This is a genomic window from Natronococcus pandeyae (assembly GCF_008122205.1).
In the GTDB taxonomy this organism is placed as follows: Archaea; Halobacteriota; Halobacteria; order Halobacteriales; family Natrialbaceae; genus Natronococcus; species Natronococcus pandeyae.
The window spans coordinates 471,716-492,746 of sequence record NZ_PHNJ01000002.1 but is presented as its reverse complement, the minus strand read 5'-3'; the positions used below and the strand labels follow the sequence as shown (position 1 = coordinate 492,746).

Sequence of the window (21,031 nt, the reverse complement as noted above, 5' to 3'; positions counted from 1 at the left end):
CTGTACGGTGAACGTTACTGTTGATCGAGCCACCGTTGTCCAGTCCGAAGATCCGTCGGAATCTCGTCGGCGAACGAACACCGTGTGCGCTCCCTCTCGCAGGGATTCCCCATCGCGACTTCGATCTCTGGCGATCCCCCCTGGAAGATGGCCGTGCTCGCGGTCGTCAGTTGGCCGAACGCGTGTGGTTCGTCCGTCTCGGGCTCCGGGTGCCGACAGATCGAGTCGTCGCCGGGCCCGTTCTCGTGATCCTGCGCGAACGTCCACAGATCGTCCCGATCGATCTGTTCCTCGCCCTCGAGGAGCGACAACGCCCGTTCCCGGCGCCTGGTCGAACTCTCCGTCTCGGTCGACTCCGACAGCACGAAGTGATTCGTTCGCGTCACGACCTCGTCGTCGTCGACGGCGATCTGCTCGGCCTCCGGATCGATCTCGAGCAAGATCGCGTCGGTTTCGTCGGCGAGAAACAGCGTCTGCCCCATCAGCTGGCGCGTCGGGTGGGACTCGAGCAACGTCCGGGCCTCCTCGACGGTGGCACACTCCTCTAACAGCATGCGGATGACGGTCCCGTTCCGAAGCTGATCCTCCGGATCGACGTCGTCTCGCTCGCTCTCGATGTAGGTGTTCGCCGCGACCAGACCCTGGTCGTTGACCCCCTTGAAAATCGAGATCGTTCCGCAGGTGTCGACCGTCAGAAATCCGTAGTAGTCGTCGATCGGCGGCTGTTCGACGATCGACTTCGGTCGGGTTCCTCGGCCCGCAATATCCCGGTTTTTGAGGACGAGCGGGCCGCCGCTCGCCGCGCTGGCGTCCGCGTCGGCACCGGTCTCGGCGGCGGATGCGGAGTCTCCCTTCGGCGGCGCGACGAGCGCGTTCGTACAGCCCTTCGGATGCTTCTCCGATCGTCCCTCCCCGTCGGCCAGTTTCTCACAGAGCTCCGAGTACGCGAAGACGTACACTTCGTAGACGTCCGGGTCACCGTCGAACTCCTCGGCCATCGCCTCGTAGGCCCGGCGGTGGCGGTCCGGCAGGCTCTCGCGGCTCCGACGGCTGTACTCGAGTAGCGGCTCGAGGTCAACCTCCTGTTCGGCGATCTCCGACGCGAGTTCGTCGACAGCCCACTCGACGACCTCCCGTTCGGTCGCCGCGCGCCGGCGCGCCTGCTCGGCGAACGTCTCCGGTTCAGCGATCGTCTCGGTGTACGCGACCGTCTCGACGTCCGTCTCGTCCATATCTGAAAAAACGACTCGAACGGGTTGTATCAGCGGCCTGCACAGTGAACGTGGGGCTGTCGACGGGGCAGAAACGGTACTGCTGACTCGAGACGTTCGATTAACTGGTGGCGAACAACGGTTAACTCGAGTCCTAACTCGTCGTGTCAGCTATCGGCACACTGGAGATCGATAGCAGCTCCTCGAGGGCGAATTCCGTGGCGAGAGCCTGCAGCGCCGTCAGTTGCAACGTTCACAACAGCGGGACAGAGGGTATTGAACGGAGCTCGAATGATCGTTTCACGCGGTTCGACGCTGTAGTTGGTGAAAAGCGTAACTCAGTTCGGTGGAGAACCGTCGCTCACGGGTAACTCGAGACAGAGCAAGCGACACGATGGGATTTGAACCACGCCGTCGACTCGCTATCGTTCGTCGCCCTCTGATTCAAATCCCACGTACCGGTTCGCTCACTTCGTTCGCTGTACGGGCACGATGGGATTTGAACCCACGACCGTCGGATTAGAAGTCCGACGCTCTTTCCGGACTGAGCTACGTGCCCTCGAGTACGAATCATCCATCGAGCGATATAAGCAGTTGGGATTCAGCCAGTCGCGCCGCGCTCGCACGGCCAGGTGTGCGATCGAGTACCGAGGTCGGGTCCCGAACGAGATCAGACGGTCCTCCAGAAGAGACTGCTCCGCCGACGGATGAAACTGATCACGGTGGGCGTGTGTCAGCTCCAGGCCGTGGACGCGAAAAACGGGCAGCGGCCAGCACGTCGAACCGCTATCTGTGACACACCATCAGTGTCGGGCCCTCGAGCCATCGTCCGGAATCGCCAACGCAACACGTGTCAGTGGCTACCGGTCGACTGCTCGAATCGAAAAGGAAGGTGATCAAAACTGACGTCAGCCCAGTTCGTCAGTTGTCGTTCACCGCGTTAGATGCCGTCGTCGTCGTCTTCGCCGAGGTCGTCATCTTCGTCGTCTTCGCCGAGGTCGTCATCTTCGTCGTCTTCGCCGAGGTCGTCATCTTCGTCGTCGTCGCCGAGGTCGTCGTCTTCGTCGTCTTCGCCGAGGCCGTCATCTTCGTCGTCTTCGCCGAGGTCGTCATCTTCCTCGTCGTCGCCGAGGTCGTCGTCTTCCTCGTCATCGCCGAGGTCGTCATCTTCCTCGTCGTCGCCGAGGTCGTCGTCTTCCTCGTCGTCCATCCCGTCGTCTTCGCCCATTGCGTCGTCGTCTTCTTCGTCGCCCATCGCGCCGTCGTCTTCCTCGTCGCCCATCGCGTCGTCTTCTTCTTCGTCGTCGTCCATACAACCTGCAATAGCCGCGACCATACCGGCACCGACTACCTTCGTGAATCGGCGCCTGTCGAGAGATGGTTTTGTCATGATATGCACTCGGAGCCAATGGCAGACTGATAAATAACGGCCCGACTCCGTTTCGACGATTGGTTTCGATTCAGACGAGTTCTCGACGGTTCGATCCGAGCAGATAAACGGTTGCGAACACGCTCGTTGTTTCTGAACTGAAAGCACTGGAACTCCGGAGACGCCCGAATTCCGTATCGTTATCCGGTCGAAATCGCGAAATAATCAACGGCTGGCAGCCCAGACCGGCGAAACGCGTTCCGTCTACATCGATTGCTAATGAGTTGCAACAGAGACAATCGGGGTGCTATCGACAGGGTAGTCGAACGAACGCTCTCGAGCGGCGAACACAGCCCTTATGCACGTCTCCCCGGTACGTTCCTTCGATGCACGTCATCGGAACGGTGGGACTTCCCGGCAGCGGCAAAGGTGAGGCTGCCACCGTCGCACGTGAGGAAGGAATCCCCGTAGTGACGATGGGCGACGTCGTCCGCCAGGAGACAGCCGACCGCGGACTCGACCCCGCGAAAGACCACGGGAGCGTCGCCCAGGCGCTGCGCGACGAGAACGGGCCGGCGGCCATCGCCGAGCGCTCGCTCCCGATGATCGAAGACCGCCTCGAGGATCACGACACGGTGCTGGTCGACGGCATCCGGTCCGACGTCGAGGTCGACGTCTTCGAGGACCGGTTCGACGAGTCGTTCACGCTCGTCAGCATCGAGGCCCCCTTCGAGCTCCGAGCCGAGCGTATCGACGCCCGCGGCCGCGACGTCAACGAAGACGGTGGCGGCGAGGCACTCGCCGCTCGCGACGAGCGCGAGCGGGGCTTCGGCATGGACGACGCGATGGACCGCGCCGACGTCGTCGTCGAGAACACCGACTCGCTCGAGGCGTTCCACGACCGGGTCCAGGCGATCGTCGAAGCGAAAGCAGACGCAATCGAAACACCGGACAACGAGGTTCGACAGCCATGACAGAGATCTACCGCGTCGACGTCGAGATCACGGCACCAGTGTACGACACCGAAGTGACGAGCCGCGTTGCAGACGCCGTCACGAACGTCTTCCCCAACGCCGAACTCGAGGAGGAGTTCGGCGAGATCAGGGGCGAGACCCACTCGCTGGATCACTTCTCCGAACTGTTGCACCGCCAGGAGATCCTCGATACCGCCCGCGGAGAGTTCTTCGCCAACCGCGAGGGGGACTCCTTCTCCTTCGCACTGAAAAAACAGGCAGCCTTCGAGGATCGGATCAACTTCTCGGTCGGCGAACCGGACGAACTCGGCGAGATCGCCGTCCGAGTACGCGTCGAGGAACCGGACCTCGAGAGCTACGTCGACCAGATCGCACCACCGACCGAGGACGGCAGACCGGTCGACACCTGAGCCGACTCGAGCGATCGGTCACACCGACAGTATGAGGGCCCGGTGTTGATAGGCCGAACCGGTGTAGGTCGTCGGTATGCACCGCACGATACCCGTCTCGGAGATCATGGTCACCGACGTCGTCACCGCCCGGCCGGACGCGACCGTCGCCGACGCTGCGACGCTGATGCGCGACAACCAGGTCAGTTCGGTCGTCGTCGTCCGCGATGACCGGCCAGTCGGTATCGTCACCGAGGGCGACTTCGCGACCTGTCTCTGCGACCGGCAGGATCTCGCCGGCATCGAGATCGCCGACGTGATGTCCCGGCCGGTCGAGACGATCGGCGCCCACGCCTCGATCGTCGACGCCGTCGAACGACTGCGCGCAGTGGGCCTCGAGCACCTCCCGGTCGTCGAGAGCGATGACAGTGACGGTGACGGGTCCGGAGCCGACGAGCGCGAAAACGGCGACGGCGAACTCGTCGGCATCCTCACGACGATGGAGCTATCCTACTTCGTCCCGCACCTGATTCATCACGTGGGCGGGACCGACGCCGAACACCCGCGACGACAGGTGCGGTCCGATACCCTCTACGAACGCGACGACTGGACCTTCGACTACCACGGCGAGGACGAGTCGACCGTCTCCGTCGGCGACGTCGCTACCTTCTCGAAACCCATCACGGTAGAAGACGTCGAGACGTTCGCCGAGGTGACCGGCGACACGAACCGCCTTCACCTCGACGCCGACTACGCTGCCGAGACGCGCTTCGGAAAGCCGATCGTCCACGGCGTCCTCGCGAACGGGCTGATCAGCGCGGCGCTCGCACGCCTGCCCGGGTTGACGATCTACCTCTCCCAGGAGAGTTCGTTTCTCGCGCCGCTCTCGATCGGCGACCGCGCGACCGCCGTCTGCGAGGTGGTCGACGATCTCGGACGCTCGAAGTACCGGATCGAGACGACCGTCCGCGACGACGGTGACGAAGTCGTCCTCGAGGGCGACGCGGTCGTTCTCGTCGACGAGTTGCCGCCAGAATCGGTTCTCGAGCAGGCGGCGACGGCCTAAGTCTAACAGTCTTCGACGCGCTCGAGCGCTGCCTCGGCGTCCTCCCGCCGCTGTCGTGCGGTGTGCGGATCGCGATCCATCGTCGCCTCGGCCGCCGCCACGAACTGTCTGGCCGCGGTCTCGAGGTGGCCGTTCTGGCACAGTCCGGTCTCGAACTGCGAGTCGAGTCCGGCCGGTGTATCCTCGCGGCCGTCTTCGAGAGATTCCGTCGACGCGGCGAACGCGTCCTCGGCGTCGAGGAACGACTCCCGAGCACGCTCGTGCTCATCGTCGTCGGCGTGCTCTTCGCCGCGCTCGAGACACTCGTCCCCCTCGACCGTCGACTCGAGCGCGGTCACGAGCGCGATCAGCGACGCCAGAACGTCGCCGAGCGCCTCGGCACCCGACTCGATCTCCGCGAGATCCACGATCGAGAGCGCGTCGAGTCTGTCGGCGTCGAGCGAGTCGAGGTCGGCCTCCGCAGCGTCGAACCGCTCCTCTGCGCGGTCGAACGTCTCGGTCAGGTCGTCGACGGTTTCCGACGCTGCCTCGAGTTCCCGCTCCGTTATCGCCTCGGAGACGTCGTCGAGGTCCTCCTCGTGGGCGTCGTCGGTGACCGTCTCGGCGACGTCGACCAGCCCCTCGAGAACGGTCGCGTACGCGCGCAGTTCGTCGACCTCGGGCTGGCGGTCGTCCTCGAGTTCGGCTGCAGCGGTCTCGAGGAACTCCCGCGCGTCGGCGAGCAGTTCGCGAGGCTCCTCGGGGTCGAACGCCGACTCGTCGTCCTCGAGGTCGTCGACCTCGAGCGCGAGCGCCGCATCATTTAACCGGCCGACCGCTCGGGAGAGCGCGCGCTCGCCGGTCCGGTCCGTCACCTCGACGTCGGTCTCGTCGTCCGATCCGGCGGCCGCGTCGACCTCGTCGAGACAGCCGGCGACCGAGACGCTGCACGCGAGGGCAACCCCGGCCCGGAGATACTGGCGGCGATCCATCTATACCCAGAAATTCGTCTAGAATACAATGAACGTTCTGGACGGCGATTCTCGAACGGTATCGGCTGTCAGAAGCTCGATGCGGCAGAAATCGGCGTTATCCGAACGGTCCCATCCCGCCCATGCCGCCGCCACCGCCACCGCCGCCCTGCTGTTGCATCTGTTTCATCATGCGCTGCATCTCCTTGTCCGAGCCCATCCCCTGGAACTGCTTGATCGTGCGCTCCATCATCTTGTACTGCTGGAGCAGTTCCCGGACCTCGTCCTCGCTCGTTCCGGAGCCGCGCGCGATGCGTTCGATCTGGCTCGCGCCGATCGCCTTCGGGTACTCTTTTTCGGCGTCGGTCATCGAGTCCATGATGACCGAGAATGTCCGCATCCGATCCTGGGTGACGTCCATCGCGTCGTCGGGGAGCTGATCCTTGATCCCGCCGCCGAAGCCGGGGATCATGTCCATCACCTGGTCGAGGGGCCCCATGTTGTTCATCGCCTCCATCTGTTTTTGCATGTCGTTCAGGGTGAACTGACCCTTGAGCATGTCTTCGGGATCCCAGTCCTCCTCCTCGACGTCGGTCTGGTCCATGGCGCGCTCGACGCGCTCGGCGAGCTGGCTGAGGTCGCCCATCCCGAGCAGTCGCGAGATGAAGCCGTTGGGTTCGAACCGCTCGATGTCCTGGACTTCCTCGCCAGTGCCGAGGAACGCGATCGAACTGTCGGTCTGGTCGACCGCGGTGAGTGCACCGCCACCCTTCGCTGTCCCGTCGAGTTTGGTGATGACGACGCCGTCGATGCCGATCGATTCGTCGAACTGCTGGGCCTGATCCTTCGCGCCCTGGCCGATCGCCGCGTCGAGCACGAGCAGGGACTTGTCGGGGTCGACCGTCTCCTCGATCTGCTCGATCTCGTCGATCAGGTCCTCCTCGAGCGCGTGGCGACCCGCCGTGTCCACGATGTGGACGTCGGCCTCGCTCGTCTCCTCGAGGCCGTTCCGGGCGATCTCGACGGGATCGTCGTTGTCGGGGTTGCCGTAGAAGTCGACCTCTGCGCGTTCGCACATCTCCTTGGCCTGGTCGTAGGCGCCGGGCCGGAACGTGTCCGTCTGGACGACGGCAGGTCGCAGTCCCTTCGTCGAGAACCACCAGGCCATCTTCGCGGCGGAGGTCGTCTTCCCGGACCCCTGAAGTCCGGCGAGCAGGATGGTCTGCTCCTCCAAGGGCAGGTCGGTCGACTCGCCGATAAGATCGACCAGTTCCTCGTAGACGATGCGGAGGACGAAGTCCCGCGCCGGGGTACCGGCGGGCGGTTCCTCCTCTAGGGCACGCTCTTTGATGTTGTCCGACAGCTCCATTACCAGCGAGACGTCGACGTCGGCGGAGAGCAAGGAGCGCTGGATCTCCTTGACGATCTCCTCGATGTCCTCCTCGCTGAGTCGTGACTTCCCGCGGAGTTTGTCGAGGGTTCCCCGCAGTGAACTCCCGAGATCGTCGAGTACCATTTGCTCGGTGTACGTGGCGACGGTGTTAAAGGCTTTTTCTCGGCCGTCAGCGTCCCTCGTCGGGGTCGGTCATCTCTCACGGCGATCGACAGTCGTGGTTACGCACAGGCCAGAGACACAGTAGAGAGCCTATTGGACCCATAGCTTGCTAGCAAAAATGTCGTGCTGAACGAAGAGGATGTGTTCAGCAAACCAACTTCGTTTATTCCGTTCGATCTAGACTGAATGAGTCGATCAGTATATCTGAGAGCGTCCTGCCGAGAGGCCTGGCAAATAGAGAGAACGGTAATGGAACCGTGCTGAACAGCGTGTGGTAACACTTAACACAGCACGTCCCCACTAGGGGAGCCAGTATGACGTTAGCGACGGTTCGGAGATATCGTCCCACTCGGAACCCTACCACGGAGGGGGAGGCAGTCGTGGTAGGGGGAAGTATGGCCGGTCTCCTCGCGGCCCGGATCCTCGCGGACAGTTATCGAGAGGTAACCGTGATCGAACGGGATCCGACCCCGACCGAACCGATCGCTCGTCGGGGCGTCCCCCAGGGCCGGCACGTCCACCTGCTGCTCGAGGCGGGGCGTGCAACCCTCGAGGACCTCTTTCCCGGATTCGGGGAGGAACTCGCCAGGAGAGGCGGGGTGATACTCGACGGTTCGCGTGACGTGATGCACCATCAGGAGGGCGATTTTCTCGCCGACGGAACTCGACAGTTCCCGTTGTACTTTGCCACCCGACCACTCTTCGAACACGTCGTTCGACGACGCGTTGCCGACCTCGACGCCGTCACGTTCCGATCGCGGTGTCAGTGGACCGATTACCTCGTCGACGGGTCGGCCACGGCCGTGACGGGAGTCGCCGTCAACACAGCAGAGGGCCACTCGGAAGAGCTGGGTGCCGATCTGGTCGTCGATGCGACCGGCCGGACGTCCAGGACGCCGACGTGGCTACGGGCGCACGACTACGACCCGCCGGCAACCGATGAAGTCCGCGTCGGTATGGCTTACAGTACGGCGTGCATCGAACGGCCCGTCGACGACCGGCAGATGGTCCTGGCGGCCCCATCGCCCGAACTCGGCCGTGGCGGATCGACGTTTCCGGTCGAAGACGGTGGACGGCTCGTGACCTTGTTCGGCCTGCACGGCGACCATCCGCCGACGGACGAGGACGGACTGATCGAGTTCGCAGCGGACCTCCCCGTCGGGCATTTCGAACGGCTTCTCGAGACGCGGACGTGGCTCTCCGAGGATATCGCGCACTACCCGTTCCCGACCAGTATCCGCCGGCGCTACGGAGACCTGGAGCGGTTTCCGGAGGGGTTGCTCGTCGTCGGTGATGCACTCGCCAGTTTCAATCCGATCTACGGACAGGGGATGTCGGTGGCGGCTTTGGAGGCGTTGGCGCTGCATCACGCACTTGCAAATGGGAGCCGCGAGGATCTTGCCCTCCGCTTTTTCGATCGGGTCGAAGACATCGTCGACGTCGCCTGGACGTTGTCCGTCGGCGGGGACTTTGCGTTCCCCCAAACCGAGGGTCCGAAGCCTCGCGGTACCGATCTGACCAACAGGTACATCTCCCGCCTGTTGCGTCGGTCCCACGACGACCGGGTGCTCCGGGAGGCGTTCGTCAGGGTGCTCATGATGGAACGGCCCCCGACGACACTATTCTCCCCTCACATCCTGTGGCGCGTCCTCAAGCCGAAGATGTGAGCGGAGATTCAGCCGCGTTCCGCGCACGCTTGGCCGTGCAGTAGTGGATCGACAACCCGACCAGCCATATCCAACATGTCGCTACCAAAACTACCGGTAGCTGATAAAAGCAACCGCGTTAGGGGTGTGCTCTCTGCGTCACATCTACTTCGGGCAATTTCGTGTGCGAACTACGGTCTCACGGTGTCGGAGCATATTTTACCCGCCGGCGGACAACGGTACGGTATGACCACTGATCCGGAGATCGACACGAGCGAGTATCCGGCCCTCGAGGACGCCGACGTCACCGTCCGCGTCGAGAGCGGGTTGTACATCGCCGACGACGAGGTAACGGGTGTCTCGAGTCAAGGTCCCTCCGAGGAGGAAGCGATCGCGAACCTCGCCGAAGCCGTCGACACCTACACCGACGGCCAGTCGGACGACACCGGCGACGACTGGCTGTAACGACTCCCGAACCGGTCGCTGTACCCTCGTCGAACTCCCGTTCTGTAGCTACGGTTTCGTCTGAAACAGCTGTTGCGTAGAGAGTGCGAACCCAACGCTGGTATCTCTGGCAGCGACCAGCGACGATGACAGAATCGGGTAAAGACGGGACTCGATTGCAGTACGCTGCGGTCCTCCTCTGAGAACGGGTCGAACGGTATCCGTTCGGGTGGTTCGTGATATCACAGTTCCCGAAAGTCGTTTATTTTAGATCCTGCTATCCAATATGTCGCCTTTCCTGCGGTAGGCGCGAGGTTCGAAGATATGACAAAGGTGCAGAATATGATGTTGTTCGGTGTGCTCGCTGTCGTGTGGGGATCAGGATTCACTGCGATCGAGATCGGGCTAGACTCACTCCCACCACTCCTCTTTGGAGCGCTCCGCTTCGATATCGCTGCACTCGTCTTCTTCGGACTGGTCGTCGCAAGCCGCGCGCAGTGGCTCCCACGGACACGCGACGACGTCGGACTCGTCCTGACGACAGGAATCCTGCTTATCGGTGTGCACTTCGCACTCCTGTTTCTCGGACAGAGCTACGTGACCAGTGGTGTCGCAGCGATCGTGCTGAGCTTTACGCCGATCGTTACCCCTGCACTCGCGCTCAAACTCCTTCCAGCAGAACGCGTCCGAGCAATGGACGTTCTCGGCTTACTCGTCGGGTTCGCCGGTGTTATCGCCATCGCCACCGCCGGGGGATCCTTCGGCGGCCGACTGATCGGCGTCGTGCTCCTGCTCGCAGCGGCCGTCGCGTTCGCGCTCGGATCCGTGCTCACGCAACGGTTATCCAGAACCCTTCCGCTCGTCTCACTGCAGGCCTGGTCGATGCTGGTCGGCGCAGCGACCCTCCACGCAACCAGTCACCTCCACCCACTGGAATCCGTCTCCGGCGTAGACTGGACTGCATCCGCTCTCGCCGCGATACTTTACCTCGGGATCGTCTGCACCGTCGGCGGCTTCCTGCTCTACTTCATGTTACTCGACCGTATCGGGGCGACCAATTCGAACCTCATCAGCTACGCAACGCCGATCGTCGCCGCAGTGTTCGGTATGGCCGTCCTCGGAGAACCGATTACGGGGACGATGGTACTCGGCTTCGCGCTCATCGTCGTCGGATTCGCACTCTGTAAGATCCGTCCCCTCTGGAAACTCACTCGTACCGTCCAGCGCTCGCGCCAGACTCCACCCGTGCCCGGAACGGCGACGGTACGAGTTCACGGGAACGACTACTCCCGCACGTACCATGGGACCTCGTCTCCTCCGCACACGCGTGCCGAGCACCCGATCGCAGACGACTAACAGACCGGGCCAGGAGACAGCGTCGGATACTTTTTCTCGAGCGGACGGTCGTTCGTGTCGTCTCGTCCTGGTGGGTCGTAGCCGAGTTGGGATCCGGACGCCGTCGCTGCTCGGTTCGCCGTTCGCGCGTTGTTTCATACGCATCCCGCTGTTTTACGATCGTGTTCGCCATCGTCTAGATGGTATGAACGAGTTCGACATCGTCGTGATCGGCGGCGGATCGGGGAGCCAGGTAGCCACCGCGGCGGCCGACGAGGGACTCGAGGCGGCCGTCGTCGAGCCCGGACCGCTCGGCGGCGCCTGTATCACCAGGGGCTGTGTCCCCTCGAAGGCGCTCATCCACCGGGCCGACGTCGTCGACGAGATCCGCCGCGCGGAGGAGTTCGGCGTCGAGGCCGACCTCGAGGGAATCTCCTACGCCGAGATCACGTCGTCGATTCACGACACGGTCTACGGGAAGGCCGACCGACAGGAGCAGTCGCTCGAGGCGGACGAGCACGTCACCCTCTACCGCGGCGAGGGACGGTTCGTCGACGATCACGAACTCGAGATCGATCTGGACGACGGCGGTTCCCAACGGATCCGGGCCGACACCGTCGTCATCGCGGTCGGCGGCCGCCCGATGACGCCGCCGGTCGACGGCCTCGAGGACGTCGACTTCCACACCAGCGACGACGCGCTCTTCCTCGACGAGCGGCCGGACGAACTCGTCGTGATCGGCGGCGGCTACATCGCGGCCGAACTGGGCTACTTCTTCGGTGCGCTCGGCGCGGACGTCTCGATCGTCGGCCGGAGCGACCGACTCGTCCCGCGAGAGGACGACGACGTCAGCGCGACGGTGACCGACGGCCTCGAGCGGTACTGCGAGCTGTACACCGGCTACGAAGCCGTCGAAGCGAGCGAGGACGGCGATCGGGTGACCGTCACCGCGGAGCCCGCCGACGGCGACGGCGAAGAGGGAGACGACGAGGCAGTCGAACTCGAGGCCGACGAACTCCTGGTCGCGGCCGGCCGACAGCCGAACACGGACACGCTCGACCTCGAGAACACCGGCGTCAAAACGGACGAGAAGGGCCACGTCGAGACCGACGAGTTCCTCGAGACCAGCGTCGACGGGATCTGGGCACTCGGCGACGTCGTCGGCGAGGAGCCGTACAAGCACGCGGCCGACTACGAGGCCAAGATCGTGACGACGAACGTGCTCGACACGGTCAACCGGGCGGTCGACTACGAGGCGATGCCCCACGCGATCTTCACCTCGCCGCAGGTCGCGAGCGTCGGCCGGACGGCGGCGGAACTCGAGGAGGACGGCCGGGAGTACGAGTCGGCACGCGTGGGGTACGATGCTGCGCCGCTGGGACTGATCCTCGAGGCCGACGAGGGGTTCGTCAAGGTGCTCGCGGCGCCGGACGGCGAGATCCTCGGCTGTCACATCGTCGGTCCACAGGCGTCGACTCTGATCCAGGAGGTCGTCGTCGCGATGGACAGCGGCGACGGGACCGTCGACGCCGTCGCGAACCCGGTCCACGTCCACCCGGCGCTTTCGGAGGTCGTCTACGCGGCATTCGACGAACTCTCCTCGAGTCCGTACTCGACGGCCCCGGACTGGCGGGACGCGAGCGTCGAGTGATTTATCCATCGGAACGCCGTTGCTTCGTTCCAATGACTGGAGAATCGGGGTCGCCGATCCCACCCGACGACGCGACGAGGGTATACGATCGGATCACCGACGCCGTTTTCGCGCTCGACGAGGAGTGGCGATTTACGTTCCTCAACGAGCAGGCCGAGCGCGTCCTTCGGCGGGACGAGGAAGAACTCCTCGGGACCGCCCTATGGAACGCGTTCCCCGACGCGGTCGGATCGACGTTCCAGCAAGAGTACGAACGCGCGATGGAGACACAGGAACCGGTCACGTTCGAGGAGTACCTCGAGTCGCTCGACGCCTGGTTCGAAGTGCGCGCGTATCCCTCGGAGACGGGGCTCACAGTCTACTTTCGAGAGACGACCGACCGCGTTCGTCGGGAAGACCAGATTCAGACACGCGAACAGGCACTGCAGGACGCCTACGAGGTGCTCGCGGATCCCGACCAGCCGCTCGTCGACCAGATCAGTTCGCTCCTCGAGGTCGTTCGGGAGACGGTTGGGACGGAGTATGCGACGCTGTCGCGCGTTCACCCGGACACCAACGAGTACACTTTTGAGGCCGTCGACGCACCCGACGACGCCGATCTCGAGGAAGGAGAGACGGTCCCGCTCGAGACGACGAACTGCGAACGGGTCGTCGACATCGAACGGACGCTTGCCATCAGTGATGTCGAGTCGGACGCACCGGAACTGGCCGATCGAACCGGGAACGTGGAGTGGGGGATCTCCTGCTATCTCGGAACGCCCGTTTTTGTCGACGGTGAGGTGTACGGAACGTTCTGTTTCTACGACAGGGATGCGCGTGCAGAAGGGTTCTCCGACTGGGAAGTGACGTTCGTCGAACTACTCAGCAACTGGGTCGGGTACAAACTCGAACGAGAACAGTACCAGCGGGAACTCGAGGCGTCGAACGAGGAACTCGAGCAGTTCGCCTCAGCGGTCTCCCACGACCTCCAGGAGCCGCTCCGAATGGTCTCGAGTTACCTTTCGCTCATTCAGGAACGGTACGGAGATGAGCTCGACGGAGAGGTCGAGGAGTTCCTCGAGTTCGCCGTCGACGGCGCCGACCGGATGCGCGAGATGATCGACGGCCTGCTCGCGTACTCGCGCATCGAAACGCAGGGCAATCCGTTCGAGCCGGTCGACCTGAACGCCGTCCTCGACGACGTGATCGACGACCTCCAGTTCAAGCTCGAGGAGACCGACGCGGAGCTTTCGGTAGGGTCGCTCCCCCGAGTCGAGGGTGACGACGACCAGTTGCGCCAGGTGTTTCAGAACCTGTTGAGCAACGCGATCACCTACAGCGGCGACGACCCGCCGCGAGTCGACGTCACGGCGGAGCGAGAGTCCGCCGCGTTCTCCGCGAGCGATTCCCGAGATCCAACGGTCTCTCGAGACGACAGCAGATGGGTCATCTCGGTTAGCGACGACGGGATCGGCATCGATCCCGACGATAGAAAGCGTATCTTCGACGTGTTCGAACGACTCCACAGTCGCGAGGAGTACGAGGGAACGGGGATCGGGCTGGCGCTCTGTCAGCGGATCGTCGAGCGCCACGGCGGCGAGATCTGGATCGATCCGAACGCGGACGAGGGGACGACGGTCCAGTTCACGCTGCCGGACGCATCGACGCACGAGTCGTGACGACGTCGCAGTCGCGTTCTCCCGCCGGCACGACCCTACCGGTTCGACGCCTCTGCTGACTCCGGTCCAGTTTCGACCGCGCCGTCGTTCGCGAGCCATTCCGTCAGGCTCCCCTCGTAGAAGGCCACGTCCTCGTAGCCGAGCGCCCGGAGGACGACGTATGTGTGGCTGATCCGTCGAGCGGTGTTGCAGTAGAGGACGACCTCGCGGTCGCGGGTGATGTCGCGCTCGGCGAACAGCGATTCGAGTTCTTCGACCGACTTCAGTCGTCGCGTCTCGTCGTCGACGACCGCGCGCCAGTCGAACCGGACCGCGCCGGGCAGGTGGGCCTCCACGAACTCTTCCGGATCGCGGGTGTCGACCAGCACGGCGTCGCGCTCGAGCACGTCCTCGACGGCCGCCCGGCCGACGAGCGGGCTCTCGGCGAAGGAAAACGGCTCGACCGCGTAGTCGGTGGGCTCGACGGTCGGCTCGTCGCTCGAGGTCTCGCGCTCGCGGTTCCAGGCGCTGAAGTCACCGTCCAGCAGTCGGACGTCGTCGTGGCCGTACGCCCGTGCGGTGACGAAGAAGCGGGCCGCGAAGACGCCGTGCGTGTCGTCGTAGACGACGATCGTGTCATCAGAATCGATGCCTGCGCGGCCGAGCAGGTCGCCGAACGCCGCCGCCCCGGGAAGCGTCCCCGGATCGTCGGCGGTCTCGTCGCGGTAGCTGTCGAACGGGACGTTCACGGCGCCGGGCACGTGACCGATCCCGTCGTACTCCCAGGCGTCCCGGACGTCGACGACGCGGACGGCCGGTTCCTCGAGTCGGGCGGCGAGCCAGTCGGGGGCAACGACGACGGATTCGTCCATCAGTCCGCACGTGCCGGCCCACACTCGAGTAGACACGGGTCGCGGCACGTCTCCCCTGGGTCCCGAGACGGTGGCAAGCTTTGCAGGTAGTTCGCCGCCGGCGGCGTCCGAGGGAGCCGGATATGTTAGGACTGCCCCCGAAGTCGACGCAAGCGGCCGCCTCCGGAGGGGAAGTCGGAATCGACGGCGCCGAGGTAGCGGCAACGATGACCGCAACGGTCGAGCGACGACCGAATTGACCGCTTCGCGTGCCCCTATGTCGTCCCCGTTCGATGTGTCGCACATGGCAACAAACGATTACGCCACCGACGCGGTCGTCTCGGCCGACTGGGTCGCCGACCGACTCGAGGAGTTCCAGAGCGACGACCCGGGCTTCCGGCTCGTAGAGGTCGACGTCGACACGGAGTCCTACGAGGAAGCACACGCACCCGGCGCGGTCGGGTTCAACTGGGAAACCCAGCTTCAGGACCAGACCCGACGTGACATCCTCGACAAAGCGGAGTTCGAGGAGCTGCTGGGCGGCCACGGCATCACCGAGGACTCGGCGGTCGTCCTCTACGGCGACAACGCGAACTGGTTCGCCGCCTACGCCTACTGGCAGTTCAAGTACTACGGCCACGACGACGTCTACCTGCTCGACGGCGGCCGCGAGTACTGGCTCGAGAACGACTACCCGACCACGGAAGAGGTGCCGGACTTCCCGACCGTCGAGTACGACGCCGCCGGCCCGCGCGAGAACATTCGCGCCTACCGCGACGACGTCGAGAAGGCGATCGAACGCGACGTGCCACTCGTCGACGTTCGCTCGCCCGAGGAGTTCAGCGGCGAGATTCTCGCCCCGCCGGGCCTGCAGGAGACCGCCCAGCGCGGCGGCCACATCCCCGGCGCGGTGAACATCTCGTGGTCGGCCGTCACGAACGAGGACGGCACCTTCAAAGATCCCGAAGAACTCGAGGAACTCTACGCGGAGGAAGGGATTACCGGCAGCGAGACGACCGTCGCCTACTGCCGAATCGGCGAGCGATCGTCGGTCGCGTGGTTCGCGCTGCACGAACTGCTCGGCTACGAGGACACCGTCAACTACGACGGCTCCTGGACCGAGTGGGGGAACCTCGTGAACGCGCCGGTCGAAACCGGCGAGTAAGCCGAAGCGTCGCGGGGACTCTACGGAACCGGTTTTTTTGGAGGCGGCGTCAGTGGACGTAGTTCGCCGCAAGATCCGTCGGCAGGGCGACCTCGAGTTCGCTCGCGGAGACGAGTCCCGCGAGGTGGGAGATCGTCGACTCGAGAGCGTCCAGCCCGTCGTCGTCGAGTTCTCGGTAGGTGATCGTCGTGATTCCGCGCACCGCCGCGGTCCGGTCGAGGAGGGCTCGAGCCGAGACGCGAAGCGACGAAACGATGCCTGTAGCGGCAACCATAACCCACCGCCGAACGAACGGCGAGACGAATCATGACCGACGCCGAGGCCGTACTCGAGACCGTTCGCGAGGCAAACGACACCGCGCTCTCGCGACTCGGCTCGTCGAAGTCGCTGTACGCCGAGACCGGAGGAGAGATCGACACCGAACCAGTTCTGCAGGCGACCGCCGACGCCGAGTACGCCGCCTGGCAGACCTTCACCGCGTGGGCCGACGACGAGGACCACGACGCCGCCCGCGACGCGTTCGAGACGACCGCGGCGGAGGAACGGGAGCACTACGAGACGGTCGACGAGCGACTCGAGGCGTACGAACCCGAGACGGTACCCGCGCTTCACGAGTACCTGCGCGGCCTCGAGGACACCGTCGAGCGGGCGGGCGCGTTCCTCGGCCGGATCCTCGCGAGCAAGCGCTCGAAAGACCAGGTCGTCGGCTACTTCGTCGGCGACGCCGACCCGCAGACCGCGGGGCTGTTCCGCGAGTTCGGCGACGACCTGGACGACCAACTCGAGCGCGGAACCGACCTGCTCGAGGAGGTCGCGACCGACGACGAGGACTACGAGCGAGCCGTCGATGCCGCGGGCGGCGCTATCGAGGCCGCCTACGGCGAGTACGTCGACTCGCTCGAGGAACTGGGAGCGAACCCGAAGCCGGTCTGCTGACGACGGTCGGGAGGAGGGCGGGAACTCACGAGGGACGCTGAACCTTCTTTGCGAATCGCAACCTACGGTCGCGTATGCGGTCCGCCGACCTCTCGCTTCGCGTTCCGGAGTCGATGCAGTTCCCGGTGACGGAGGGGTTCGAGGAGGCGATTCGTCGGGAGGAAGTCCTCTCCTGGGAGGTCGACGACGAGTCGGGGACGCTGCTGTTCGTCTCGGTGCTGGTCGGTGACCTGGAGCACGTGACGGAGGCGGCCGCGGCGCTCGAGCCGGTGACTCGATTCGAGGCGACACCCGTCGACGAGGAGACGTTCTACGGCTACGTCGAGGTCGATCTGGAGGAGATCGACCGATCGATACTCCACGTGTTCGACGTTCCGGGCGTGGTCGTCGTACCGCCGATCGTGTACACTGGGGGCGACGTCTTTCACCTCACCGTCCTCGGCGAAGAGCGCGCACTCTCGGATCTGTTCGCGTACGTTCCCAGTCAGTTCGACGTGGAGGTCGAGCGGGTGAGCGATCACCGGCATCGATCGGAGTCGCTCGCCGGACGGCTGACCGCGAGGCAACTCGAGGCACTGGAAACCGCTCGCGAGGTGGGCTACTACGAGGTCCCCCGAACCGGGACGCTCGCGGACGTCGCCGAGGCGCTCGAGTGCTCGGAGAGCACCGCTTCCACGCTACTGCGGACCGCCGTCTCCATCCTCGTGGACGCTGCGATCGGCCGAACCTGATCTCGTTTCGGTCGCAGGGATCGCAGAATCGGACGAAATCGGCGGGGATCGGCGACGTCTGGCGCCGGTCAGGTGGATCGCTCGCTGACGCGAACCCTGACGTCGTCGTCCGGTCGCAGAGTCACTCCGGGCGAGAGGTCGGGGTCCGGGTCGCTCAGCAGTTCGAAGTCGAACGCTCGCGCCAGGACCGCGACGACCAGTTTCATCTCGAGTCTGGCGAACCGCATCCCGATACAGTGTCGTGGGCCGCCGCCGAACGGGAAATACGCGTAATCGGGCACCTCCTCGGTAGACTCGATCCATCGATCGGGATCGAACCTGTCGGGGTCGTCGTAAAACCGCTCGTCTCGGTGCAGCCAGAACTGGGGGAGCGTCACCACGGTCCCCTCCGGGATCCGATAGCCGCCGATGACGACTGGCTCCGTCACACGGCGGAAGAGCATGTAGACGGGCGGGTACAATCGCAGCGCCTCGGTTATCACCCGCTCCGTGAACTCGAGTTCCGGCAGGTGCTCGGTCGTCGGCCGCTCGTCACCCAGCACCCGCTCGTGTTCGCGACGGAGTCGGGCGAGGGCGTCGTCGTGCTGGGCGAGGAGCAGGAACGTGTACGTGAGGCCGAGCGACGTCGTATCGTGTCCTGCGAACATGAACGTCATCATGTTGTCCCGGATCTCCGTCTCCGACAGCGTGTACCCCTCGGGCCCCTCCGCGTGGAGCAAGGTCGTGAGCAGATCGTCGGCCTCCTCGTCGCTCCGGCGGCGCTGTTCGATCAGTTCGTCCATCCGATCGCGGTACGCGCGGTAGGTCCGTTTGAATCGACGGTTCGCGGGCGTCGGGACCCAGATCGGGAGGAAGGTCGTCAGATTCCGCGGATCCAGTTGCTCGTTGAACGCGCGGGCGGCGAGGGCGATCACCTCGTCCGTCTCGCGCGGGTCGATCTCGAGGTCGAACAGCGACCGCGTCAGGATCTGCAGCGTGAGCGCCGAGAACTCCTCGTTCAGCGCGAGTTCCTGCCCGTCGTCCCACTCGGCGGCGGTTCGGGCCGCGTACTCGACCATCGAATCCGCGTGCGACCGGACGCGATCGATGGTGAACACGGGCTGCATGAGCGTTCGCTGTCGCTGCCACTGTTCTCCGTCGACGTCGACGAGCCCTTCCGGGTCGATTCCCAGCCCGAACGCTTCGAAGTCGTACTGCTCGAATCGGTCGGGTTCTTCCAGCAGGACCCGCTCGACGTGATCCGGATGCAAGAGCGCCGTGAAGGTGTCGATGACCGTCTCGTAGCGCACGACGTCGCCGTACGTCGCCAGGCGGTCGTAGAACCCCAGCGGGTCGCGAACGACGTCGACGGTGCTCCCGACGAGTGGATAGCCGTCCGCTTCCGGCGGAAGGGGGTACGTCTCGATCGGTCGATCGCGAGGCGGTCCCGCGTCCGCACGTTCGGCAGGTGATCGGTGAGCAGTCATACGCGTACGTTGGAGAGCAGCACCGATCGGTGTTCGCTCGAAGCAGTTCGAACTATTATGTGCGCCGGAAGATAGAGCGCCGTCCGAACGGACTCGAACGAAAACGACCCGTCAGTCGACGCGCTCGAGTCGATCTTCGGGCTCGAACTCCGCGGCGACGTCAGGCGAAAAACCGGCGACTGCGTCGTGGAAGTTCGTCCGGTAGCTCGCCGGACCTTCGTGTGGGAGCTCCGCGGCGCGTTCGCCGGCGAGCCCGAACGCCAGGGTGGCGTGGAGCGCCGCCGTGTAGGGATCCTCGAGCGCGCCGCAGAACCCGGCGATCGTCGCGCCGAGCATGCAGCCGGTGCCGACCACCTCGCCCAGCCGCTCGTGGCCCGCGGTGATCCGGGTGGCGCGGTCGGCGTCCGCGACGACGTCCTCGACGCCGGAGGCGACGACGACGGCACCGGTCGACTCCGCGACGGAGCGAGCCGTCTCCTCGATCTCGTCGTACTCGCCGATGGACTCGACGCCTTTCACCTCGGCTTCGACCCCCGCGAGCGCGCTGATCTCGCCGTAGTTACCCTTGATGACGGCGAACTCGGTTTCCGAGAGCAGCGCCTCCGCGACGCCCTCCCGCGTCGGCGTCGAGCCGACGCCGACCGGATCGAGGACGACCGGAATCCCGCGGTCGTTGGCCGTCTCGGCCGCCTCGTGCATGGCCTCGACCTTCCGTTCGGGCACCTGCCCGATGTTCAACAGGAGCGCGCTCGCGAGTTCGGCCATCTCGCCCGCATCGCCCGGCGAGTCGGCCATCACCGGGAGCGCGTCCCAGTGCAGCGTCAGGTTCGCCACGTCGTTCATCGTAACCTCGTTGGTGAGGTGCTGGACCAGCGGCCCGGTGTCGGCGAGGGTCCGAAGGGAGTCCTCGAGGGACGACCCGTTCGTGTCAATCGAACTCATCGTTCGGTATCCTCTGCGTCCTCGAGTACCTTCGCCGTTTCGACCGCCGACACGAGCTCCTCCGTCGCCGCCGTCGGGTCGTCGGCCGCAGTGATATCGCTGACGACGGCGACCCCGGCTGCACCCGCCTCGGCGACGGGACCGGCGTTGTCGGCGGTGATGCCGCCGATGCCGACGATCGGTATCGAGACCGCGTCGGCGATGGCGGCGATCCGTTCGGGGCCGATCCCTTCCTCGTCGGCGGGGACGTTCTTCGACGTCGTTCCGTAGACGGAGCCGACGCCGAGATAGTCCGCACCGTCGGCCTCCGCTTCGACGGCCTCCTCGACGGTCGAGGCCGAACAGCCGATGACGGCCTCCGGCCCGAGCAGTTCCCGCGCGACCGTGACGGGGAGGTCCGTCTGCCCGACGTGGACGCCGTCGGCGTCGATCGCTCGCGCGATGTCGACCCGGTCGTTGACGATCAGATCGACGTCCGCGTCGGCGGTCAGTTCACGTAACTCGAGCCCCAGTTCGTACCGGGAGCGCGCGCTCGTCTCCTTCTCGCGGAGCTGGACGACGTCGATGCCGCCCTCGATAGCCGATCGAACGATCTCGAGGGTCGAACGGCCCTCCGAGAGCGACTCCTGCGTGACGAGGTAGGCCCGCCAGTTCGAGGGATTCATGGGAGACAGTTCGAACGTCGAAATAAAAGGGACGGGGTTCGAGGTCGC

20 protein-coding genes and 1 tRNA gene are annotated in these 21,031 nt (G+C 64.7%); 11 read left to right on the top strand and 10 right to left on the bottom strand.

Annotated elements, in window-relative coordinates; translation table 11 throughout:
- Positions 1-14 precede the first annotated feature (14 nt).
- The 3 genes from CV102_RS05995 to CV102_RS25770 all read right to left on the bottom strand — a co-directional run bounded on the left by CV102_RS05995 (position 15) and on the right by CV102_RS25770 (position 2,601).
- Positions 15-1,232, bottom strand: coding sequence for a C45 family autoproteolytic acyltransferase/hydolase (locus CV102_RS05995; protein WP_148856978.1), 1,218 nt, complete (start codon positions 1,230-1,232; stop codon positions 15-17).
- A gap of 463 nt (positions 1,233-1,695) precedes the next feature.
- Positions 1,696-1,770: transfer RNA gene (locus CV102_RS05990), tRNA-Arg, on the bottom strand.
- A gap of 381 nt (positions 1,771-2,151) precedes the next feature.
- Positions 2,152-2,601, bottom strand: a complete 450-nt coding sequence (locus CV102_RS25770) for a hypothetical protein (protein WP_187432868.1) — start codon at positions 2,599-2,601, stop codon at positions 2,152-2,154.
- A gap of 365 nt (positions 2,602-2,966) precedes the next feature.
- Here CV102_RS25770 and CV102_RS05980 point away from each other — a divergent pair, with 365 nt between their 5' ends.
- The 3 genes from CV102_RS05980 (at position 2,967) to CV102_RS05970 (ending at position 5,009) form a co-directional block, all read left to right on the top strand.
- Positions 2,967-3,554: an AAA family ATPase gene (locus tag CV102_RS05980; protein WP_148856977.1), complete on the top strand. Its 588-nt coding sequence runs from the start codon at positions 2,967-2,969 to the stop codon at positions 3,552-3,554.
- Positions 3,551-3,964, top strand: a complete 414-nt coding sequence (locus tag CV102_RS05975; RefSeq protein ID WP_148856976.1) for an RNA-binding domain-containing protein — start codon at positions 3,551-3,553, stop codon at positions 3,962-3,964. Before CV102_RS05980 ends, CV102_RS05975 begins: the two co-directional genes overlap by 4 nt.
- 76 nt (positions 3,965-4,040) lie before the next feature.
- On the top strand, positions 4,041-5,009 hold the full coding sequence (locus CV102_RS05970) for a CBS domain-containing protein (RefSeq protein WP_148856975.1): 969 nt from the start codon (positions 4,041-4,043) through the stop codon (positions 5,007-5,009).
- 2 nt (positions 5,010-5,011) lie between these two features.
- Here CV102_RS05970 and CV102_RS05965 read toward each other — a convergent pair whose 3' ends face one another.
- Together CV102_RS05965 and CV102_RS05960 are read right to left on the bottom strand one after the other, a co-directional pair.
- A complete protein-coding gene (locus CV102_RS05965; protein ID WP_148856974.1) occupies positions 5,012-5,980 on the bottom strand; it encodes a hypothetical protein in 969 nt (322 codons plus the stop codon).
- Positions 5,981-6,077: 97 nt separating this feature from the next.
- Entirely contained in the window at positions 6,078-7,475 is a 1,398-nt protein-coding gene (locus tag CV102_RS05960) for a signal recognition particle protein Srp54 (RefSeq protein ID WP_148856973.1), read from the bottom strand.
- A gap of 353 nt (positions 7,476-7,828) precedes the next feature.
- On the opposite strand from CV102_RS05960, the gene CV102_RS05955 reads away from it, so the two are divergent.
- The 5 genes from CV102_RS05955 (at position 7,829) to CV102_RS05935 (ending at position 14,248) form a co-directional block, all read left to right on the top strand.
- Positions 7,829-9,181: an NAD(P)/FAD-dependent oxidoreductase gene (locus tag CV102_RS05955; protein ID WP_148856972.1), complete on the top strand. Its 1,353-nt coding sequence runs from the start codon at positions 7,829-7,831 to the stop codon at positions 9,179-9,181.
- A gap of 225 nt (positions 9,182-9,406) precedes the next feature.
- Entirely contained in the window at positions 9,407-9,625 is a 219-nt protein-coding gene (locus tag CV102_RS05950) for a type II toxin-antitoxin system HicB family antitoxin (protein ID WP_148856971.1), read from the top strand.
- A 303-nt stretch (positions 9,626-9,928) separates the two neighbouring features.
- Positions 9,929-10,960 (top strand): DMT family transporter, encoded by a 1,032-nt coding sequence (locus tag CV102_RS05945; protein WP_148856970.1) that lies wholly within the window; start codon positions 9,929-9,931, stop codon positions 10,958-10,960.
- A gap of 184 nt (positions 10,961-11,144) precedes the next feature.
- Positions 11,145-12,590: a dihydrolipoyl dehydrogenase gene (locus CV102_RS05940; protein ID WP_148856969.1), complete on the top strand. Its 1,446-nt coding sequence runs from the start codon at positions 11,145-11,147 to the stop codon at positions 12,588-12,590.
- A 32-nt stretch (positions 12,591-12,622) separates the two neighbouring features.
- A complete protein-coding gene (locus CV102_RS05935) occupies positions 12,623-14,248 on the top strand; it encodes a sensor histidine kinase (protein ID WP_148856968.1) in 1,626 nt (541 codons plus the stop codon).
- 35 nt (positions 14,249-14,283) lie between these two features.
- On the opposite strand, the gene CV102_RS05930 is transcribed toward CV102_RS05935, so the two are convergent.
- On the bottom strand, positions 14,284-15,099 hold the full coding sequence (locus tag CV102_RS05930) for a sulfurtransferase (RefSeq protein WP_148856967.1): 816 nt from the start codon (positions 15,097-15,099) through the stop codon (positions 14,284-14,286).
- A 283-nt stretch (positions 15,100-15,382) separates the two neighbouring features.
- Here CV102_RS05930 and CV102_RS05925 point away from each other — a divergent pair, with 283 nt between their 5' ends.
- Positions 15,383-16,243, top strand: a complete 861-nt coding sequence (locus CV102_RS05925) for a sulfurtransferase (RefSeq protein WP_148856966.1) — start codon at positions 15,383-15,385, stop codon at positions 16,241-16,243.
- Between the two features lie 49 nt (positions 16,244-16,292).
- On the opposite strand, the gene CV102_RS05920 is transcribed toward CV102_RS05925, so the two are convergent.
- Complete coding sequence (locus tag CV102_RS05920) at positions 16,293-16,517, bottom strand: hypothetical protein (RefSeq protein WP_148856965.1); 225 nt, start codon at positions 16,515-16,517, stop codon at positions 16,293-16,295.
- Between the two features lie 32 nt (positions 16,518-16,549).
- On the opposite strand from CV102_RS05920, the gene CV102_RS05915 reads away from it, so the two are divergent.
- Positions 16,550-17,179, top strand: coding sequence for a rubrerythrin family protein (locus CV102_RS05915; RefSeq protein ID WP_148856964.1), 630 nt, complete (start codon positions 16,550-16,552; stop codon positions 17,177-17,179).
- Between the two features lie 74 nt (positions 17,180-17,253).
- Positions 17,254-17,910: a helix-turn-helix domain-containing protein gene (locus CV102_RS05910; protein WP_148856963.1), complete on the top strand. Its 657-nt coding sequence runs from the start codon at positions 17,254-17,256 to the stop codon at positions 17,908-17,910.
- 68 nt (positions 17,911-17,978) lie between these two features.
- Here CV102_RS05910 and CV102_RS05905 read toward each other — a convergent pair whose 3' ends face one another.
- The 3 genes from CV102_RS05905 to thiE all read right to left on the bottom strand — a co-directional run bounded on the left by CV102_RS05905 (position 17,979) and on the right by thiE (position 20,983).
- Positions 17,979-19,376, bottom strand: coding sequence for a cytochrome P450 (locus tag CV102_RS05905; RefSeq protein ID WP_148856962.1), 1,398 nt, complete (start codon positions 19,374-19,376; stop codon positions 17,979-17,981).
- Positions 19,377-19,487: 111 nt separating this feature from the next.
- Positions 19,488-20,318 carry a hydroxyethylthiazole kinase gene (gene thiM / locus CV102_RS05900; RefSeq protein WP_148856961.1) on the bottom strand — a complete coding sequence of 277 codons (831 nt, stop codon included), beginning with the start codon at positions 20,316-20,318 and terminating at the stop codon, positions 19,488-19,490.
- Complete coding sequence (gene thiE / locus CV102_RS05895) at positions 20,315-20,983, bottom strand: thiamine phosphate synthase (protein ID WP_148856960.1); 669 nt, start codon at positions 20,981-20,983, stop codon at positions 20,315-20,317. Before thiE ends, thiM begins: the two co-directional genes overlap by 4 nt.
- Positions 20,984-21,031: the final 48 nt, after the last annotated feature.

What these genes read in the sequence shown, in the direction of transcription:
- CV102_RS05905 (WP_148856962.1), bottom strand. Translation starts at nt 19,376, where the DNA reads ATGACTGCTCACCGATCACCTGCCGAACGTGCGGACGCGGGACCGCCT.
- CV102_RS05955 (WP_148856972.1), top strand. Translation starts at nt 7,829, where the DNA reads ATGACGTTAGCGACGGTTCGGAGATATCGTCCCACTCGGAACCCTACC.
- CV102_RS05950 (WP_148856971.1), top strand. Translation starts at nt 9,407, where the DNA reads ATGACCACTGATCCGGAGATCGACACGAGCGAGTATCCGGCCCTCGAG.
- CV102_RS05920 (WP_148856965.1), bottom strand. Translation starts at nt 16,517, where the DNA reads ATGGTTGCCGCTACAGGCATCGTTTCGTCGCTTCGCGTCTCGGCTCGA.
- CV102_RS05975 (WP_148856976.1), top strand. Translation starts at nt 3,551, where the DNA reads ATGACAGAGATCTACCGCGTCGACGTCGAGATCACGGCACCAGTGTAC.
- CV102_RS25770 (WP_187432868.1), bottom strand. Translation starts at nt 2,601, where the DNA reads ATGACAAAACCATCTCTCGACAGGCGCCGATTCACGAAGGTAGTCGGT.
- CV102_RS05930 (WP_148856967.1), bottom strand. Translation starts at nt 15,099, where the DNA reads ATGGACGAATCCGTCGTCGTTGCCCCCGACTGGCTCGCCGCCCGACTC.
- CV102_RS05970 (WP_148856975.1), top strand. Translation starts at nt 4,041, where the DNA reads ATGCACCGCACGATACCCGTCTCGGAGATCATGGTCACCGACGTCGTC.
- CV102_RS05960 (WP_148856973.1), bottom strand. Translation starts at nt 7,475, where the DNA reads ATGGTACTCGACGATCTCGGGAGTTCACTGCGGGGAACCCTCGACAAA.
- CV102_RS05965 (WP_148856974.1), bottom strand. Translation starts at nt 5,980, where the DNA reads ATGGATCGCCGCCAGTATCTCCGGGCCGGGGTTGCCCTCGCGTGCAGC.
- CV102_RS05940 (WP_148856969.1), top strand. Translation starts at nt 11,145, where the DNA reads ATGAACGAGTTCGACATCGTCGTGATCGGCGGCGGATCGGGGAGCCAG.
- thiM (WP_148856961.1), bottom strand. Translation starts at nt 20,318, where the DNA reads ATGAGTTCGATTGACACGAACGGGTCGTCCCTCGAGGACTCCCTTCGG.
- CV102_RS05980 (WP_148856977.1), top strand. Translation starts at nt 2,967, where the DNA reads ATGCACGTCATCGGAACGGTGGGACTTCCCGGCAGCGGCAAAGGTGAG.
- thiE (WP_148856960.1), bottom strand. Translation starts at nt 20,983, where the DNA reads ATGAATCCCTCGAACTGGCGGGCCTACCTCGTCACGCAGGAGTCGCTC.
- CV102_RS05935 (WP_148856968.1), top strand. Translation starts at nt 12,623, where the DNA reads ATGACTGGAGAATCGGGGTCGCCGATCCCACCCGACGACGCGACGAGG.
- CV102_RS05925 (WP_148856966.1), top strand. Translation starts at nt 15,383, where the DNA reads ATGGCAACAAACGATTACGCCACCGACGCGGTCGTCTCGGCCGACTGG.
- CV102_RS05995 (WP_148856978.1), bottom strand. Translation starts at nt 1,232, where the DNA reads ATGGACGAGACGGACGTCGAGACGGTCGCGTACACCGAGACGATCGCT.
- CV102_RS05910 (WP_148856963.1), top strand. Translation starts at nt 17,254, where the DNA reads ATGCGGTCCGCCGACCTCTCGCTTCGCGTTCCGGAGTCGATGCAGTTC.
- CV102_RS05945 (WP_148856970.1), top strand. Translation starts at nt 9,929, where the DNA reads ATGACAAAGGTGCAGAATATGATGTTGTTCGGTGTGCTCGCTGTCGTG.
- CV102_RS05915 (WP_148856964.1), top strand. Translation starts at nt 16,550, where the DNA reads ATGACCGACGCCGAGGCCGTACTCGAGACCGTTCGCGAGGCAAACGAC.